The organism is Nocardioides solisilvae (assembly GCF_003194625.1).
GTDB classification, from domain to species: Bacteria; Actinomycetota; Actinomycetes; order Propionibacteriales; family Nocardioidaceae; genus Nocardioides; species Nocardioides solisilvae.
Genome location: NZ_QHKX01000004.1, coordinates 132,368 through 148,848, shown reverse-complemented (window position 1 = coordinate 148,848; position 16,481 = coordinate 132,368). Strand labels below are relative to the sequence as shown.

At 74.3% G+C, this 16,481-nt stretch carries 15 protein-coding genes; 11 read left to right on the top strand and 4 right to left on the bottom strand.

The genetic code is table 11. The features are described 5' to 3' along the window. The first annotated feature begins 38 nt into the window (after window positions 1-38). The 5 genes from DNK53_RS15960 to DNK53_RS15940 are packed head-to-tail and all read left to right on the top strand — an operon-like array spanning window position 39 to window position 5,419. Window positions 39-2,759, top strand: a complete 2,721-nt coding sequence (locus DNK53_RS15960) for a sensor histidine kinase (protein WP_110183323.1) — start codon at window positions 39-41, stop codon at window positions 2,757-2,759. After that, window positions 2,756-3,172: a roadblock/LC7 domain-containing protein gene (locus DNK53_RS15955; RefSeq protein ID WP_110183322.1), complete on the top strand. Its 417-nt coding sequence runs from the start codon at window positions 2,756-2,758 to the stop codon at window positions 3,170-3,172. The genes DNK53_RS15960 and DNK53_RS15955 overlap by 4 nt, the downstream gene beginning before the upstream one ends. Window positions 3,173-3,178: 6 nt before the next feature. After that, window positions 3,179-3,553 (top strand): DUF742 domain-containing protein, encoded by a 375-nt coding sequence (locus DNK53_RS15950; protein WP_110183321.1) that lies wholly within the window; start codon window positions 3,179-3,181, stop codon window positions 3,551-3,553. Continuing rightward, window positions 3,534-4,127, top strand: a complete 594-nt coding sequence (locus DNK53_RS15945; protein ID WP_110183320.1) for a GTP-binding protein — start codon at window positions 3,534-3,536, stop codon at window positions 4,125-4,127. Before DNK53_RS15950 ends, DNK53_RS15945 begins: the two co-directional genes overlap by 20 nt. 35 nt (window positions 4,128-4,162) lie before the next feature. Beyond that, window positions 4,163-5,419 carry a phospholipase D-like domain-containing protein gene (locus DNK53_RS15940; protein ID WP_110183319.1) on the top strand — a complete coding sequence of 419 codons (1,257 nt, stop codon included), beginning with the start codon at window positions 4,163-4,165 and terminating at the stop codon, window positions 5,417-5,419. Window positions 5,420-5,467: 48 nt separating this feature from the next. Here DNK53_RS15940 and DNK53_RS15935 read toward each other — a convergent pair whose 3' ends face one another. Then, window positions 5,468-6,400, bottom strand: coding sequence for a DNA-3-methyladenine glycosylase family protein (locus DNK53_RS15935; RefSeq protein ID WP_110183318.1), 933 nt, complete (start codon window positions 6,398-6,400; stop codon window positions 5,468-5,470). A 31-nt stretch (window positions 6,401-6,431) separates the two neighbouring features. After that, window positions 6,432-8,129: an FAD-binding dehydrogenase gene (locus tag DNK53_RS15930; protein WP_110183317.1), complete on the bottom strand. Its 1,698-nt coding sequence runs from the start codon at window positions 8,127-8,129 to the stop codon at window positions 6,432-6,434. Window positions 8,130-8,203: 74 nt separating this feature from the next. Between DNK53_RS15930 and DNK53_RS15925 the strand changes: the two genes are divergently transcribed. From DNK53_RS15925 to DNK53_RS15900, 6 genes are all read left to right on the top strand, one after another. Next, entirely contained in the window at window positions 8,204-9,403 is a 1,200-nt protein-coding gene (locus tag DNK53_RS15925) for a helix-turn-helix domain-containing protein (protein WP_110183316.1), read from the top strand. Further along, window positions 9,403-10,257, top strand: a complete 855-nt coding sequence (locus DNK53_RS15920) for a tryptophan 2,3-dioxygenase (protein WP_110183566.1) — start codon at window positions 9,403-9,405, stop codon at window positions 10,255-10,257. The genes DNK53_RS15925 and DNK53_RS15920 overlap by 1 nt, the downstream gene beginning before the upstream one ends. A gap of 2 nt (window positions 10,258-10,259) precedes the next feature. Continuing rightward, window positions 10,260-11,771 (top strand): ATP-dependent DNA ligase, encoded by a 1,512-nt coding sequence (locus DNK53_RS15915; RefSeq protein ID WP_110183315.1) that lies wholly within the window; start codon window positions 10,260-10,262, stop codon window positions 11,769-11,771. Between the two features lie 63 nt (window positions 11,772-11,834). Further along, complete coding sequence (locus tag DNK53_RS15910; protein ID WP_110183314.1) at window positions 11,835-12,539, top strand: TetR/AcrR family transcriptional regulator; 705 nt, start codon at window positions 11,835-11,837, stop codon at window positions 12,537-12,539. A gap of 187 nt (window positions 12,540-12,726) precedes the next feature. Then, window positions 12,727-13,674 (top strand): class I SAM-dependent methyltransferase, encoded by a 948-nt coding sequence (locus tag DNK53_RS15905; RefSeq protein WP_162599984.1) that lies wholly within the window; start codon window positions 12,727-12,729, stop codon window positions 13,672-13,674. Between the two features lie 7 nt (window positions 13,675-13,681). Next, entirely contained in the window at window positions 13,682-15,367 is a 1,686-nt protein-coding gene (locus DNK53_RS15900) for a glycosyltransferase family 2 protein (protein WP_110183312.1), read from the top strand. A gap of 50 nt (window positions 15,368-15,417) precedes the next feature. Here DNK53_RS15900 and nusB read toward each other — a convergent pair whose 3' ends face one another. Beyond that, window positions 15,418-15,825 (bottom strand): transcription antitermination factor NusB, encoded by a 408-nt coding sequence (gene nusB / locus DNK53_RS15895; protein ID WP_110183311.1) that lies wholly within the window; start codon window positions 15,823-15,825, stop codon window positions 15,418-15,420. 28 nt (window positions 15,826-15,853) lie between these two features. Continuing rightward, the gene (gene efp, locus DNK53_RS15890) at window positions 15,854-16,417 is read right to left on the bottom strand and encodes an elongation factor P (protein WP_110183310.1); all 564 of its coding nucleotides are present in this window, start codon (window positions 16,415-16,417) and stop codon (window positions 15,854-15,856) included. Window positions 16,418-16,481 lie beyond the last annotated feature (64 nt).

The following is a 16,481-nucleotide window of genomic DNA, read 5'->3' as shown; positions in this document are numbered from 1 at the left end:
AGCGAACCACCCGCCCGCACGCGACTGAACGAGGGTCCATGTCGAAGAAGCGCCCAGCCCCCGAGGGGACGGCCCGCCGCTCCCGTTCGCTGCACGTCCCCGAGTGGCCGATGCGGCGCAAGCTCGCCCTCGTGCTCACCGTGCCGATGCTCCTGGCAGCCGTCTTCGGCGGGCTCCGGGTCTCCGACGCCGTGCGCGACCTGCGCGACGTCGAGTCGACCCAGGCGCAGCTCACCGTGCTGCACCCGCTGGTCGACTACTTCGACGCCGTGGAGGAGGCCGCGGTGGTCCTGCACAGCACCGAGCGCGGCGCCCCCGAGCGCGCCGAGGCCCTCGCCGCGGTCCGCGAGACCGCCCAGGTGCTGCAGGAGCGCCGGGACGCCGCCGACCTCACCGGCGAGCAGGGTCGCACCCTCGACCGCACGATCGGTGCCAGCATCGCCCTGCAGGACGAGTCCGGGTACGCCGAGACGGCCCCGCTGCTGGGCCAGCTGCGGATGCTCTACGCGGGCATCCAGGAGTTCGCCGACCTCGTCGTCAGCGACCAGCTCGTCCCCGAGCCGCACCTGCCGCAGCTCGCCTTCGCGATCGGCGGCCGGCTGGCCTTCACCGTCCAGCAGATCCAGGTCGACCGGACCACCGGCGACGTGCACGACGCCTACGACGTCTACGGCGACCTCGGCATGGAGCAGGCGGCCCTCGACCAGCTGCTGCGGATCCGTGGCGCGGAGGAGATCGTCCTCGGCCTCTCCCAGGCCAGCGAGACCCGGCGCGCCCAGGTCGTCGCGGGCAACGTGGACCAGCCCTACGCGAGCACCTTCGCCCTCTACGACCAGCTGATCAGCAGCATCCTCGACGACACCGAGGCGACCCTGTCCCAGTGGGCCGAGGACGCCGAGCGGGACGCCCTCGTCAGCGCCGGCGTCACCGCCGGCGCCCTGCTCCTCGCCGTCCTGCTGGCGCTCTTCGTCGCCCGCCTCCTCGTCCGCCCGGTGCTGCGGGTGCGGGACGAGGCGCTGGTCGTGGCCAACGAGACCCTCCCCGCCACCGTCGCGCGGATCCGCGCCGGCGAGGACCCGGATGAGATCGAGCCGATCGACGTGACCACCAACGAGGAGATGGGCCAGCTGGCCCGCGCGGTGGACGACATGCACCGCGCCGCCGTGCGCCTCGCGGCCGGCGAGGCCCGGATCAAGTCGCAGGTCGGCGAGATGTTCGTGACCCTGTCCCGCCGCAACACCTCGCTGGTCAACCAGCAGCTCAGCCTGATCGAGCGCCTCGAGCAGGACGAGGACGACCCGGAGCGGCTGCAGAGCCTGTTCCGCCTCGACCACCTGGCCGCCCGCATGCGCCGGACCGCCGAGAGCCTGGTGATCCTCTCCGACGCCCCCGTGCGGCAGCGCGAGCAGCCGGCGATGTCGGCGGGCGACGTCATCCAGGCCGCCGCGGGCGGCGTCCAGCAGTACGAGCGGGTCCAGATCATGGGCTTCCCCACCGAGAAGATCGACGGCAGTGCCGCCGCGGACGTCGTCCACCTGCTCACCGAGCTGATCGACAACGCCCTCTCCTTCTCCCCGCCCAGCTGCACGGTCGAGGTCACCACCACCACGTCGGTGGACGAGACGGTCATCCGGGTCAACGACTCCGGGCTCGGGATGTCGCGGCAGCAGATGGACGCGCTCAACGAGATGCTGCGCTCCGGTGGCGAGGTCACCCCCGACACCGCACGCCGCATGGGTCTCTTCGTGGTGAGCCGGCTCGCCCGCCGGCACGGGATCACGGTGCAGCTGGCGACCAACTCGCGCGGCGGCGTGCTCGCCTCCGTCGTCCTGCCGCCCGCGCTGCTGGCCGCCCAGCCGGTCTCCCTGACGCCGGTCGACCCGCCCGCGCCGGCTCCGGTCCCCTCCGGCGCCCCGGCCCTCGCGGGGGCGGGCGCCGGGACCGCCGGGCCCGCGCTCGGCGCACCCCCGGTCGACCCGATCGTGGCGGCGATCAACGCCGTCACCGGCCTGCCCCAGCGGCGTCCCGGCGCCTCCCGTGGGGCGGACGCCGAGTCGGCCCCGACCGGGATGTTCGACCGCCCGGCGCCGACCCCGGCCGTGGAGCCGGACCCCGTCCCGGCGCCTCCCGCGCCGACCCCGCTCCTGCCGCGTGCCGAGGGCGGGACCGCCCCCGGGTCCGGGGACGCGGACACGCCCGGCACGTCGCTGCGCGACGCCTCGGACTACCGGGTGCCGCTGCTGCCCCGCCGGGAGATCAAGCTGCCGCCGCCGGACGCCGAGGAGCCGGCCCCCGTCCCGGCGGCCCGCCCGGTCGCCGAGCCGCGCGCCGGGACCGCCACGGCCCTGGCCGAGCCGCTCCCGGACCTGCTGAACGACCCGCTGCAGGCGCCGTACGAGACGATCAACCACGGCCGTCCCCCGGTCGAGCCCGGGGAGAGCCCCATCTTCGCCTCCCTCCAGTCGAGCTGGCTCGGCCAGGGCGACCACTGGGGACCCGCGGACGCCGACGCGGGCTGGCGGGCCGCGCAGGCGGCGACCGAGCAGGTCGCGGAGCGCACCGAGAGCGGTCTCCCCCAACGGCGTCCCGGGAACCGCCTGGTGCCCGGCACAGCCGCGGCCGCCCCCGCCCCGGCCGCGCCGCTGCGGGACCCCGAGGCCGTCCGGGCGCGACTCAACGCCCACGTCTCCGGAGTGAGCCGCGGCCGCTCCGCCACCACCCAGAACGCCCCCATCCCCGAGGAAGCAGGCCCCGCATGAACGAGCACACCCCGACCGAGTCCCGCGACCTCGACTGGGTCGTCTCGCGCTTCGTCGACGAGGTGCCCGGGACGGCGCACGCCGTGCTGGTCTCCGCCGACGGGCTCCTGATGGCCGCCAGCCAGGGCCTGCCCGAGGACCGGGCCGACCAGGTCGCGGCCGTCGCCTCCGGCCTGGCCAGCCTGGCCCTGGGGGCCTCGCGCCTCTTCGACGGCGGCCCGGTGCTCCAGACGGTCGTGGAGATGGAGCGCGGCTTCCTGCTGCTGATGAGCGTGGGCGACGGCTCGAACCTGGCCGTGCTCACCCAGGAGTCCGCCGACATCGGCCAGGTCGGCTACGAGATGGCCCTGCTCGTCGACCGGGTGGGCCGCATGGTCCAGGCCCAGCCCCGCACCGCGGTCGCGACCAGGTGACCTCCCGTGTCCTCCCATGACCAGGACTGGGACGACGACTCCGGGCACGTCGCCCGGATCCGTCCCTACGTCCTGACCGCCGGGCGCACCACGCCCCGGGTCTCCCTCCCGATGGAGGCGACCCTGGTGCTCGAGCCCGCCGCCCGCGAGCGCACCTGGCCCAACCCGGCGATCACCCGCATCACCCAGGTCTGCGACCGCCGCTCCGTGGCCGAGGTGTCGGCACTCGTCGGCATGCCCCTCGGCGTCGTGCGGGTGCTGCTCGGCGACCTCGTCGACACCGGGTTCGTCGCGGTGCAGGCCACCATCACCGACCGGTCCTCCAAGGACGAGCGTCGGGACCTCATCGAAAGGACCCTCCGTGGACTTCGTGCCATCTAGCCCCCGGCCCTCGGCCTCCACCAAGATCGTCGTGGCCGGCGGCTTCGGCGTCGGCAAGACCACGCTGGTCGGGACCGTCTCGGAGATCTCGCCCCTGCGCACCGAGGCGCTCGTGACCAACGAGTCCCAGGGGGTCGACGACCTCGCCCAGGTGCCGAACAAGCGCACCACCACCGTCGCGATGGACTTCGGGCGGATCACCCTGGACGAGGACCTCGTCCTCTACCTCTTCGGCACCCCGGGGCAGAAGCGGTTCTGGTTCATGTGGGACGACCTCTGCCAGGGGGCGATCGGCGCCATCGTGCTGGTGGACACCGAGCGGCTCGACGAGGCGTTCTCGCCGCTGGACTACTTCGAGGAGAAGGGCATCCCCTTCATCGTCGCGGTCAACCAGTTCCAGGGCACCCGGCAGTACGAGCTGGCGGCGATCCGCGAGGCCCTCGCCGTCCCGCAGCACGTGCCGATGATCCGGCTCGACGCCCGCGACCGCGAGTCGGCCAAGCAGGCGCTCATCCGGATCACCGAGTACTCGCTGGAGCGGATGGCCCAGGCCGCGACCGTGCACGCGGGCTGAGCGGCGTGCTCCCCGCCGCTCGCTAGGGTGTGCCCGTGAGCCGCAGCCCCAGTCCCGACCGCCTCCTGCGGACCGTGCGGCGGGCCCTCGCGGCCGTGGTCGGCACGCCGTTCCTGCTGGCGGTCGCGCTCACGCTCGTCGACTCCTACCGGCGGCGGGGGAAGAAGCCCACGCCCTTCCCGCGCACGCCGCCGCGCACGGTCGAGATCGGCGAGGGCACGGTGACCGCCTACACCTACGGCCGGGACCTGTACGACGACATGCTGGCCGCGATCGACGCCGCCGAGCGGCTGGTCCTCTTCGAGACCTACATGTGGAAGGCCGACGAGGTCGGGGAGGCGTTCAAGCGGGCGCTGGTCGCGGCGGCGGGTCGGGGCGTGGAGGTGTACTGCATCTACGACGCCTTCGCCAACCTGGTCGTCTCCCCGCGGTTCAAGCGCTTCCCGCGGAGCCTCAAGGTGCTGCGCTACCCGGTCTACAACGCCGGGCTCCGGTTCTGGGACCTGAGCCGCTACGGGCGCGACCACCGCAAGATCCTCGTCGTCGACGACACCGTCGCCTTCGTCGGCGGCTACAACATCGGGACGCCGTACGCCACCGAGTGGCGCGACACCCACGTCGCGGTCACCGGGCCCGCCGTCTGGGACCTCAAGCGCGCCTTCGCCGACTTCTGGAACCTGCACCGGCGCAACCGCCTGCGCCCCAGCGAGCCGCCGCTGCTGCTGGAGGCCAGCTCCACCTGGGAGCCGAGGATCCGGCTCTCGCGGAACATCCCGCGGCTGTGGATGTTCCCGATCCGGTCGATGTACCTGGAGGCGATCAACCGGGCGGCCCGCAACATCTGGATGACCCACGCCTACTTCATCCCCGACCAGGACTTCGTCGACGCCCTGGTGCTGGCGGCCCGCCGCGGGGTCGACGTGCGGATCCTGCTCCCGCTGAAGTCCAACCACATCGTGGCCGACTGGATCTCCCGCGGGTACTACTCCCAGCTCCTGGCGGCCGGCGTCCGGATCCTGCGCTACAAGGACGCCATGGTCCACGCGAAGACCTCCACCATCGACGGCCAGTGGACGACGGTCGGCACGGCCAACGTCGACCGGCTCAGCCTCACCGGCAACTACGAGATCAACGTCGAGGTGATCGACGAGGCGATGGCGGAGATGATGGAGGCGATCTTCGAGGTCGACGAGTCCAACACCCTGGAGCTGACCCGCCAGGAGTGGGAGGCGCGCGACCTGCACCGCAAGTTCACCGAGTTCGTCCTGGCGCCGCTGCGCCCCCTGCTCTGAGGGGCCAGGCTCTGAGGGCCAGGTCCGGCGCGGTCAGGTCCGGCGCGGTCAGGTCCGGCGGCCCACCGGGCCGCCCGGCAGGTGGGTGCGGGGCGCCATCCGTGGTCCCCGGCGCGGTCGCCGGCCCACGCCCATCCCCAGGTAGGCCACGACCCGTCCGCGGTGCGGGCGCCACGGCTCGAGGAAGCGGGCCATCTCCTCGTCGGTGAACGGGGTGCCGGTCACGGCCCAGCCGACGTCCTTGGCGACGTGGTAGTCGCCGAAGCTGACCGCGTCCGGGTCGCCGAGCACCCGCGCCCGGACCTCCGCGCTCGTCCACACCCCGATCCCCGGGAGGCTGCACAGGCCACGGTCGAGCTCCTCGGGACCCGCCTCGACGAGCCGCTGCAGGGAGTCGGCCACCCGGGCCGCCCGCACCACCGCGCGCGAGCGGGCGTGGTCGACGTGGAGCTGGAGCCACTCCCACGACGCCACCTGGCGCAGCCGCGCGGCGTCCGGCTGGAGCCACAGGTCCTGCTCGGGCCCCGGCGCCGGCTCGCCGAAGCGCCGGACCAGCCGCCGGAACCCGGCGAAGGCCTCCTGGCCGGTCACCTTCTGCTCGAGGATCGAGGGGAGCAGCGACTCCATCACCAGCCCGCTCCGCGAGAGCCGCCAGTGCGGGTTGCGCCGCTGCCCCTCGGCCACCAGGGGGTGGCGCGGCTCGAAGCCGGTGAGGTCGTCCTCGGCGCCCAGCAGGGCGGGCAGGCGCTCGAGGGCCCAGCCGGCGCCGGTCCCCCACGCCTCGGCCTCCACGACGCCCTCGCCGGCACGCGGGAGGACGCGCAGCGTGGCCGGCCCGTCCGGGGTCCGCATCGCCCGCCAGGTCGTCTCCCCCACCCGCCGGTGGGTGGGGTCGCCCGGGCCGCGCCGGTGCTGCCCGAGGACCCGCGCGACGGGACAGGGCCACTCCGGTCGCCACCGTCGCACCTGGGACTTGCTCACGCCCCGACGGTAGCCCGGCGGCCGAGGCCGCTCAGGCCAGGTCGGCCGCGGCGGTCCGGCCCGCCGCGCGGCCTGAGAAGAGACAGCCGCCCAGGAACGTCCCCTCCAGGGCGTTGTAGCCCATCATCCCGCCGCCGCCGAAGCCGCTGACCTCGCCGGCGGCGTACAGCCCGGGCAGCACCTCGCCGCCGCTGGTCAGGCAGCGGCCGCCCAGGTCGGTCTCGAGGCCCCCGAGCGTCTTGCGGGTCAGGATGTTGAGGCGGACGGCGATCAGGGGGCCGTTGGCCGGGTCGAGGAACCGGTGGGGACGGGCGGTACGGACGATCTTGTCGCCGCGGTGCTGCCGGTGCGACCGCAGGAACGTGACCTGGGCGTCCTTGCCGTAGGGGTTGTCCAGCTGGCGGTCCCGGGCCTCGAGCAGCCGCCGGAGCCTCCCCTCGTCGACGGTGGCGTCGGTGCCGACCCTGTTCATCCCGGCGACCAGCTCGGACAGGTCGTCGGCGACGACGAAGTCCTCCCCGTGGTCCAGGAACGCCTGGATCGGCGCGGGCGGGCCGTCGCCGGTGACCCGGGAGAGGAGCAGGCGCACGTCCTTGCCGGTGAGGTCGGGGTTCTGCTCCGACCCCGAGAGCGCGAACTCCTTCTCGATGACCTTCCGGGTGAGCACGAACCAGGAGTAGTCGTAGCCGGTGCCCCGCAGGTGCCGGAGGGTGCCGAGGGTGTCGAAGCCGGGCAGGTAGGGGGCCGGCAGCCGGTTCCCCTCGGCGTCGAGCCAGAGGGAGGAGGGGCCGGGGAGGATGCGGATGCCGTGGTTGGCCCAGACCGGGTCCCAGTTGCGCACGCCCTCGACGTAGTGCCACATCCGGTCGGGGTTGATCAGGTGGGCTCCCGCGGCCGTCGAGATCCCCACCATCCGCCCGTCCACGTGGGCCGGCACCCCCGCGACCATCGTCCGTGGAGGGGTGCCCAGGCGGCTCGGCCACGCCTTGCGGACCAGGTCGTGGTCGCCGCCGATGCCGCCGGAGGTCACCACGACGGCCTCCGCCCCGACCTCGAAGTCGCCGACCACGTCCCGGTTGCTGGCCACGCCCCGCGGGGCGTCGGTGGGCGCGAGCACCGCCCCACGCACCCCGGTGACCGCCCCGGCGGTGACCACCAGCTCGTCGACACGGTGCCGGAAGGCGAAGGTGATCCGGCCGGCGGCCACGTGCTCGCGCACGCGGCGCTCGAACGGCGCCACGACGCCCGGGCCCGTGCCCCAGGTGAGGTGGAAGCGAGGCACGGAGTTGCCGTGGCCCTCGGCGCGCCCGTCCCCCCGCTCGGCCCAGCCGACCACGGGGAAGACCCGGTGCCCCATCCCGCGGAGCCACGCCCGCTTCTCCCCCGCCGCGAAGTCGACGTAGGCCTCCGCCCAGGCTCGCGGCCACCGGTCCTCGGGCCGGTCGAACTGGGCGCTGCCGAGCCAGTCGGCGAGCGCCAGCTCGTGGCTGTCCCGGATCCCCATCCGGCGCTGCTCCGGGGTGTCGACCATGAAGAGCCCGCCGAGGCTCCAGTGCGCCTGCGCGCCCAGCGACTGCTCCCCCTCCTGGTCCAGCAGGAGCACCCGGCGTCCGGCGTCCGCCGCCTCGGCGGCCGCCACGAGGCCCGCGAGCCCGTGGCCGACGACGAGCACGTCCGCCTCGCGGGCACCGGGGACGGAGGAGGACGGGGGCGGGGCGTCAGGGGTCATGGCGGGAGCCTCCGGACCGGCGGCCCACTGGTCAAGGCACCTGCTCACCGACTGACAACTCCTATGCTCAGTCCGTGACCACCCCCGCCCGCTCCCGCGTCCGGGAGGAGCTGCTCGCCGACCTCCCCGCGCTCACGGCCCGGGTGGTCGACGCCGTCCGGCACCGCATCCCGGCCTACGACGCGCTCGAGCCGGCACAGCTCCAGGAGGTCGCGGCGATCGCCGGCTGGGGCATCACCCGGGTGCTGGAGGCCTGGGCCACCGACGGCCACCTCGACGAGGCCGACCTGCAGCGGTTCCGCGGGATCGGGGCCGCGCGGGCGCTCGACGGCCGACCCCTGCCCGTGGTGCTGCGCGCCTACCGGGTGGCGGGGTCCGAGGTCACCGACCTGGTGGCCGAGCGCGCCGCGGACCGCCTCGACGTGCCCGACGCCCTCGCGCTGGCCCGGCTCTGGATGGCCAGCATCGACGCGCTCTCGGAGGCGCTGTACGCCGGCCACGAGGCAGCCTCGCGGCGGGTCGGCGCCGACCGGGAGCGGGCCCTGGCAGACCTGCTGGACGACCTGCTCGTCGGACGGCACGCGACGCCCGCGGCGGTCCGCGCCCGCAGCCGAGAGCTCGGCGTCCGGCTGCCCGAGCGGCCCGTGCTCCTCGTCGCCGGGCCCGCGGTGACGGGTGCCTCGACCGGGGACTCGGCCGGGGACTGGACCAGCGCCTGGGCCGACCTCCTCGACGCGCTGCCGGTCGAGCCCGACGGGTCGCCGTACCTCGCCCGGTCCCGCGACGACATAACCGCCGTCCTCCTGCCGCCGACCGCGGCCGCGGCAACTCGGGAGGCGTGCCTGCGCCTCGGCGTCACCGCCGTCCTGCTCGCCGACCACCGTCCGGGCGACCTCGCCCGCGCGCACCGCCTCGCCCTGCACGCGCTGGCCGCCGCCCCCGCCCGGGCCCGGGTGGCGCGCCCGGTGCTGGACGACGCCGACGCGGCCACGCTCGCGGTGGTGGCCGGCCACCGCGACGCCGACCCCGGACGGCTCCGCCGGCTGGTCCTCGGCCCGCTGGACGGCAGGGCCGCGCTCCTCTCCGGGCTGGACGCGTTCCTGGCGACCGGCAGCGCGACGGAGGCGGCGGAGGCTGCGGGGTGCCACCCCCAGACCATGCGGTACCGCCTGCGTCGGGTCCGCGAGCTCACCGGGCGGGACCCGCGGGTGCCGTGGGACCGCTTCGTCCTCGAGGTCGCGGCCACGGGCGGGGCGGGTCCTAGGGTGGGGTGATGGAGTCCGAGGAGAACCGACGAGCGCTCGAGGAGTCGGTCCGGCGAGACCTGGCCGGGACGCTGACCTACGCCGACTACCTGCACCTCGACGAGCTGCTCGGCGCCCAGGTGCCGCTCTCCTCGCCCCCGCAGCACGACGAGATGCTCTTCATCGTCCAGCACCAGACCACGGAGCTCTGGCTCAAGCTGCTGGTGCACGAGCTGCGGTCGGCGCGCGACCTCGTCGCCGCCGACGCCCTCGGCCCCGCGCTCAAGCGGCTGGCGCGCGTCAAGCACGTCCAGCACACCCTCACCGAGCAGTGGTCGGTGCTGGCCACGCTCACCCCGAGCGAGTACGCGCAGATCCGCCCCTTCCTCGCCACCTCGTCGGGGTTCCAGTCGGCCCAGTACCGGGAGGTCGAGTTCCTCCTGGGCAACAAGGACCCGCAGATGGTCGAGGTCTTCACCCACGACCCGACCGCTCGCGCCACGCTCGAGCGGCTGCTCCACGAGCCCTCCCTCTACGACGAGTTCCTCGCCCACCTGGCCCGGCTGGGCCACCCGGTGCCGCGCGAGGTCCTCGAGGGCGACCGGACCCGCGCCCACCGCTCCCACCCCGGCGTGGTGGAGGTCTTCCGGGCCGTCTACGCCGACCCCGACGCCCACTGGGGCGTCTACGAGACCTGCGAGGAGCTCGTCGACCTCGAGGACGCCTTCCAGCAGTGGCGTTTCCGCCACCTGCAGGTGGTCCAGCGCACCATCGGCCACCGCACCGGGACGGGCGGGTCCTCCGGCGTCGACTTCCTGCGGCGCGCCCTCGACCTCACGTTCTTCCCCGAGCTCTACGAGGTCCGCGACCGGGTCGGGGGCTGAGGGTGCTGCTCGACCGCGTCGTCCGCGCCTCCGCCGAGACCGCCGCCACCCGCTCCCGCAAGGCCAAGGTGCTGGCCCTGGCGCCGGTCCTCGCCGAGGCGACCCCAGACGAGGCGGAGGTCGTCGCCGCCTACCTGTCGGGCCGGGTGCTGCAGCGCCGCACCGGCGTGGGGTGGCGCAGCCTCGCCACGCTCCCGGCGCCCGCGGACTCCCCCGGCCTCACCGTGCGCGAGGTGCACGAGGCGCTCGACGCGCTGTCGGTCCTCTCGGGCCCGGGGTCGCAGGCCGCCCGGGCCGCCGCCCTCGAGGCCCTGCTGGCGCGCGCCACCGCACCTGAGCAGCAGTGGCTCCGCGCCGTGCTCACCGGCCAGGTGCGTCAGGGCGCCCTCGACGCGCTGCTCCAGGAGGCGGTGGCCCGGGCCTCCGGGGTGCCGCTGGAGCTGGTGCGCCGTGCGGCGATGCTGTCGGGCAGCACGGTCGCCGTCGTCACGGCGGCGCTGCGGGACGGCGCCCCCGCCCTGGAGGCGGTCGGCCTCGACGTCGGGCGCCCCGTGCTGCCGATGCTCGCCTCGAGCGCCCCCGACCTGCCGACCGCGCTGGCCCGCGCGGAGGGTGCCGTGGCGGTCGACACCAAGCTCGACGGCATCCGGGTGCAGGTGCACCGGCGCGGTGAGGAGACCCGGGTCTGGACCCGCTCCCTGGACGACGTGACCGCCCGGCTGCCCGAGGTGGTCGCGGTGGTGGCCGCCCTGCCCGTCTCCTCCCTGGTCCTCGACGGGGAGGCGCTGCTGGTCGGCCCCGACGGTCGGCCTCGCGCGTTCCAGGAGACGGCGTCGCGGGTGGCGCGGGCGGAGTCGGACGCCGCGGTCACGCCGTACTTCTTCGACCTGCTGCACCTCGACGGCACCGACCTGCTGGACGCCCCGGCCGCCGAGCGCTGGCGGCTCCTGGAGGAGCTGGTCCCCGTCGCGCACCGCACCCCGCGGCTGGTCACCGCGTCGGAGCCCGAGGCGTCGGCGTTCCTCGCCGACGTCCTCGCGGCCGGGCACGAGGGCGTCGTGGTGAAGGACCCGGCCGCCCCGTACGCCGCGGGGCGACGCGGCGCCGCCTGGGTCAAGGTCAAGCCCGTGCACACCCTCGACCTGGTCGTCGTGGCGGTGGAGTGGGGCTCGGGACGCCGCCGCGGGATGCTCTCCAACATCCACCTCGCCGCCCGGGCCGCCGACGGGCCCGACGACGGGCTCGTGATGCTGGGCAAGACCTTCAAGGGGATGACCGACGAGGTCCTCGCGTGGCAGACCGAGCGGTTCCTGGGGCTCGAGACCCACCGGGAGGGGCACGTCGTCCACGTGCGTCCCGAGCAGGTGGTCGAGGTCGCCTTCGACGGGGTGCAGCGCTCGACGCGCTACCCGGGCGGGGTGGCGCTGCGCTTCGCCCGGGTCGTGCGCTACCGCGAGGACAAGGCACCGGCGGAGGCAGACACCCTGGAAGCCGTCCGGGCACACCTGGCGTGAGCCGGCGCGGCGTCCCATCACACGTGTGTCACACGGTGTTGCACCTCGTCTAGGATGCCCGTCATGAGCGATGCCGCCGTCCCCGCGCGCCCGGCCCGCAGGACCGCCGCGGCCGCCCGCCGGCGGCTGCGGACCCAGGAGATCCTCGCCGCCACGCGGGCGCTCTTCGACGAGCGCGGCGTCCGGGACGCCCAGATCGAGGACATCGCGAACGCCGTCGGCATCAACCGCGCCATCGTCTACCGGCACTTCAGCGGCAAGGAGGAGCTCTTCGCCCTCACGCTCGTGGGCTACCTCGACGAGCTGCGGGGGCTCCTGGAGGCGGCCGACGACGTCGCCGAGCCCTGCACCCGGCGCCTGGTCGCCCTCGTCGGCACCTTCGCGGACTTCGGCACCACCCACCCGGCCTTCGTCGACTGCGCGCAGTCGCTGATGGGACGCACGGGGCCCGAGCTCCTCGACGAGGTGAGCGAGGAGACCGCGCTGCGGCTCGGCCGGGCGATCTCGGGGTGCCTGGTGCTGCTCACCCGCGTGCTCGACGACGGGGTGGCCAGCGGCGAGTTCAAGGTGAGGGACTCCCACGTCCTCTCCAACACGCTGTACGCGAGCGCGCTGGGCGCGCTCCAGCTCGCCCGGGTCGGCATCCTGGTCCGGGAGATCGCCCCGGGGACCCCGGCCACCGCGGAGATCTCCGCCCGGCAGGTCCGCGACTACCTCGTCAGCTCGGCACTCGCCGTCGCGGTGCACGGCCTCGGCGAGGTCGGGTGAACGTGCCGCCGCACCGGGCCCTGGTGACCCGGTCGCGAGCCCGCCATGCGGTAGGGTGGCGGCGCATTCAAGGCAGCGTTCGGGGCATGGCTCTGCGCTGGGGGCCGATCAACGAGGGACGTGTCTGATGTCGTCGCAGGAGGCAGCGCCGGGTGACCGGGGGTCCGCGGGGACCCGGGACGACGCCGTGACCGCTGCCCCCTCGCCCGCTGCCCCCTCGTCCGCCGTCCCGTGGGACGACCCCGCGACCCGCGACCGCTTCCGCGCGATCGCCGACCGGCTCATCGCCCTCGCCAACCCCAAGACGACCCTCGACCTGGGCTGCGGGCCGGGCCTGCTGGTGCAGGCCCTGGCCGAGAAGGGCGTCGACGCCCACGGGGTCGATGCCGACGAGGCCGCCCTCGGCGCGGCGCACCCCGAGGTCCGCGACCGGCTCGAGGCCCGCCCCTGGAGCCGGGTGGTCCCCGGCCGCCACGACCTCGTCTCCTGCCTCGACGTCGTCGACCGGCTCGAGCCCCTGGCGGCCCAGGCCCTCATCGACGCCGTCTGCTCGGCCACCGACCGGGTCCTCTTCTCCTCGAGCCCCGACGCCTTCGGCGAGCCGGGCCGCCTCAACGTCCACCCCGTCCAGGACTGGGCCGCGGCCTTCGCCGAGCAGGGGTTCTACCGACGCACCGACGTCAACCTCGAGCTCGTGGCCGACCACGCGGTGCTCTTCGAGCGTGCCGACCTGCAGCCGCGCGACGTGGTCCACCGCTACGAGGCGACGCTCGCCCCCATGGTCCAGGAGCTCCGGGAGCGGCGCGAGGCGCTCGCCCGGCTCGAGCGCGACGGCGACGCGCGCGCGGAGGTGGCGCGGCTCCGCGAGCAGCTGCGCCGCGCCCAGCACGACGTGCTCACCACCCGCGACCACATCATCGGCCTCGAGGCCGAGGCCACCCAGGCCCAGCTGTCGGTCGCCCGCCTGGAGGGGCGGCTCAAGGTCCAGCAGTCCCGCCTGCGCAAGCTCCGCGGCCGTCTCGCCGAGCAGCAGCGCCGCGCCCGCCGCCTGGAGCGCACTCTGGAGCAGGTCCGCGTCTCGCGCGCCTGGCGGCTGGGGCGCCGGCTCACCCGGACCACCACGCCCGAGCTCTGAGGAACGCATGACCTCCGCTCCGCTCTTCTCCCTCGTCACGCCGGTCTACGCCCCGCCGCTCGACGTCCTCGCCGAGACCGTCGCCTCGGTGCTGGCCCAGGAGCACCAGGACTGGGAGTGGATCCTGGTGGACGACTGCTCGCCGGACCCCGCGGTCCGCGACCTGCTGCGCGACCACGCCGCGCGCGACCCGCGGATCGTCCTGGTCGAGCGCGAGACCAACGGTCACATCGTGCAGGCGTCCAACGACGGGATCGAGCGGGCGCGCGGCGAGTTCGTCGTGCTCCTCGACCACGACGACCTGCTCACCCCCGACGCCCTCGCCCGCAACGCCGAGGCCATCGCCGCCCAGCCCGACGTCGACTACCTCTACTCCGACGAGGACAAGGTCGACGACACCGGCCGCCACTACGACGCCTTCCGCAAGCCCGACTGGTCCCCCGAGCGACTCCGCGGCCAGATGTACACGAGTCACCTGTCGGTGCTGCGCACGTCGCTGGTGCGCGAGGTCGGCGGGTTCCGCGAGGGGTACGACGGGTCGCAGGACCACGACCTCGCGCTGCGGGTGACCGAGCGGGCCCGCGCCATCGTCCACATCCCCGAGATCCTCTACCACTGGCGGGTCGTCCCCGGGTCGGCCGCGGCCGACGCCAACGCCAAGCCCTACGCCTGGATCGCCGGACGCCAGGCGGTCCAGGACCACGTGGACCGCACGGGGATCGACGCGGAGGTGGAGTTCGGCCCGCACCCGGGCCACTACCGCCTGCGCCGGCGCCTGGACCCCGCGGTCCGCGTCAGCCTCGTGATCCCCACGATCGGCAAGTCCGGCATGGTGTGGGGCGCCACCCACGTCTTCGTGGTCGAGGCGGTCCGCTCGGTGCTGGCCCGGACGAGCCACGAGAACCTCGAGATCGTGGTCGTGCACGACCCGCCGACCCCCGACGAGGTCCTGGTCGAGCTGCGCGCGCTGGCGGGCGACAAGCTGGTGCTCGTCCCCTTCACCGAGCCCTTCAACTACAGCCGCAAGATGAATCTCGGCGTGCTCCACGCCACCGGCGACCGGCTGGTGCTCCTCAACGACGACGTCTCCGTCCGCTCAGACTGCTGGCTCGAGGACCTCGTCGCCCCCCTCGCCGACCCGGGGGTCGGGATGACGGGGGCCAAGCTCTACTTCAGCAACGGCACCATCCAGCACGCCGGCCACTCCTACGACGGCGGGCACTACCTCCACCCCTACCTCGGGACCCCCGGGGACTCCCCCGGGCACTTCGGCGCCCTCGTGATCAACCGCGAGGCCAGCGGCGTCACGGCGGCCTGCGCCGCGATGCGGCGGGACACCTACTTCGAGGTCGGCGGGTTCACCGAGACCCTGCCGCTCAACTTCAACGACGTGGACCTCTGCTACAAGGTCCGGCACCACGGCTACCGCATCGTCTGGGTCGCCACGAGCGAGCTCTTCCACTTCGAGTCCCGGACCCGTCAGCGGGTCGTGGAGGCGTGGGAGAAGACGGCAGCCGTGGCCCGGTGGGGCAACCCCGAGAACGACCGCTTCATGCCGATGCCGGCGCGCCCCAGGCAGGCCGGGTCGACTGCTGGGGCCGGCGCGAAGAAGGGTGCCGCCGGCGGGCGCCGGGCCGGGGCCGGGAATGGCGGGCCCAAGGGCGGCCGCAAGGCCCAGCGCGCCGGACGCTGAACGCCGCAGCCGGCGCCCGGCCCTTGGCACGACGCCGGGCGTCGCGCCGGTCAGTCCAGCGCGTCCTTGTGGCGCACGATGTTGCCGAGCACCCCGTTGACGAAGACCGGGGAGTCGTCGGTCGAGAGCTCCCGGACCAGGCCCATCGCCTCGCTCACCGCCACGGCGTCGGGCACGTCGTCGGCGTGCAGGATCTCGTAGACCCCGAGCCGGAGGACGTTGCGGTCCACCGCCGGCATCCGGGTGAGGGTCCACCCCTCCGCGTAGCGGGTGAGCACCTCGTCGATCCGCTCACGGTGCTGCCAGACTCCGCGGACCAGGACGCTCGTGTACTCGTTGGTCGGCCCGTCGCCCTCGGCGACGGCACGGTCGAGGGCCTCGACCGGCGACTCCGACCTCAGCTCGGAGGCGAAGAGGATGTCGAGGGCCCGCTTGCGGGCCTTGCTGCGCGCAGCCATCAGGCGCGTTCCCCTGCTCGGTCCGCGCTCAGCCCTTGACCCGGCCGAGGTAGGACGAGTCGCGCGTGTCGACCTTGACCTTCTCGCCGGAGGTGAGGAAGAGGGGGACCTGGATGACGTGGCCGGTCTCCAGGGTGGCCGGCTTGGTGCCACCGGTCGACCGGTCGCCCTGCAGGCCGGGCTCGGTCTCCGCGACGAGCAGCTCGACGGAGGCGGGGAGCTCGACGTAGAGCACACGGCCCTCGTTGGTCGCGACGATCGCTTCCTGGTTCTCGAGCATGAAGTTCTTGGCATCGCCGACGACCTCGGGCGAGACCTCGATCTGGTCGTAGGACTGGACGTCCATGAAGACGTAGGACGAGCCGTCGTTGTAGAGGTACTGCATCGTGCGCTTGTCGACGTTGGCCGTCTCGACCTTGGTGCCGGCGTTGAAGGTCTTGTCGACCGTCTTGCCCGACTCGACGTTCTTCAGCTTGGTGCGCACGAACGCCGGGCCCTTGCCGGGCTTGACGTGCTGGAACTCCACGACGGACCACAGCTGTCCGTCGATGTTGAGCACCATGCCGTTCTTCAGGTCGTTCGTGGTTGCCATGCGCGCGTGTCAGCCTTCGGGTCGAGGAACGGGGAGCCGAGCGAGTCTATCGTCCGCACGGCGC

Excerpts from the sequence above, each read along its gene's own strand:
- DNK53_RS15960 (WP_110183323.1), top strand. The coding sequence starts at position 39 with ATGTCGAAGAAGCGCCCAGCCCCCGAGGGGACGGCCCGCCGCTCCCGT.
- DNK53_RS15955 (WP_110183322.1), top strand. The coding sequence starts at position 2,756 with ATGAACGAGCACACCCCGACCGAGTCCCGCGACCTCGACTGGGTCGTC.
- DNK53_RS15930 (WP_110183317.1), bottom strand. The coding sequence starts at position 8,129 with ATGACCCCTGACGCCCCGCCCCCGTCCTCCTCCGTCCCCGGTGCCCGC.
- DNK53_RS15920 (WP_110183566.1), top strand. The coding sequence starts at position 9,403 with ATGGAGTCCGAGGAGAACCGACGAGCGCTCGAGGAGTCGGTCCGGCGA.
- DNK53_RS15910 (WP_110183314.1), top strand. The coding sequence starts at position 11,835 with ATGAGCGATGCCGCCGTCCCCGCGCGCCCGGCCCGCAGGACCGCCGCG.
- DNK53_RS15900 (WP_110183312.1), top strand. The coding sequence starts at position 13,682 with ATGACCTCCGCTCCGCTCTTCTCCCTCGTCACGCCGGTCTACGCCCCG.
- nusB (WP_110183311.1), bottom strand. The coding sequence starts at position 15,825 with ATGGCTGCGCGCAGCAAGGCCCGCAAGCGGGCCCTCGACATCCTCTTC.
- efp (WP_110183310.1), bottom strand. The coding sequence starts at position 16,417 with ATGGCAACCACGAACGACCTGAAGAACGGCATGGTGCTCAACATCGAC.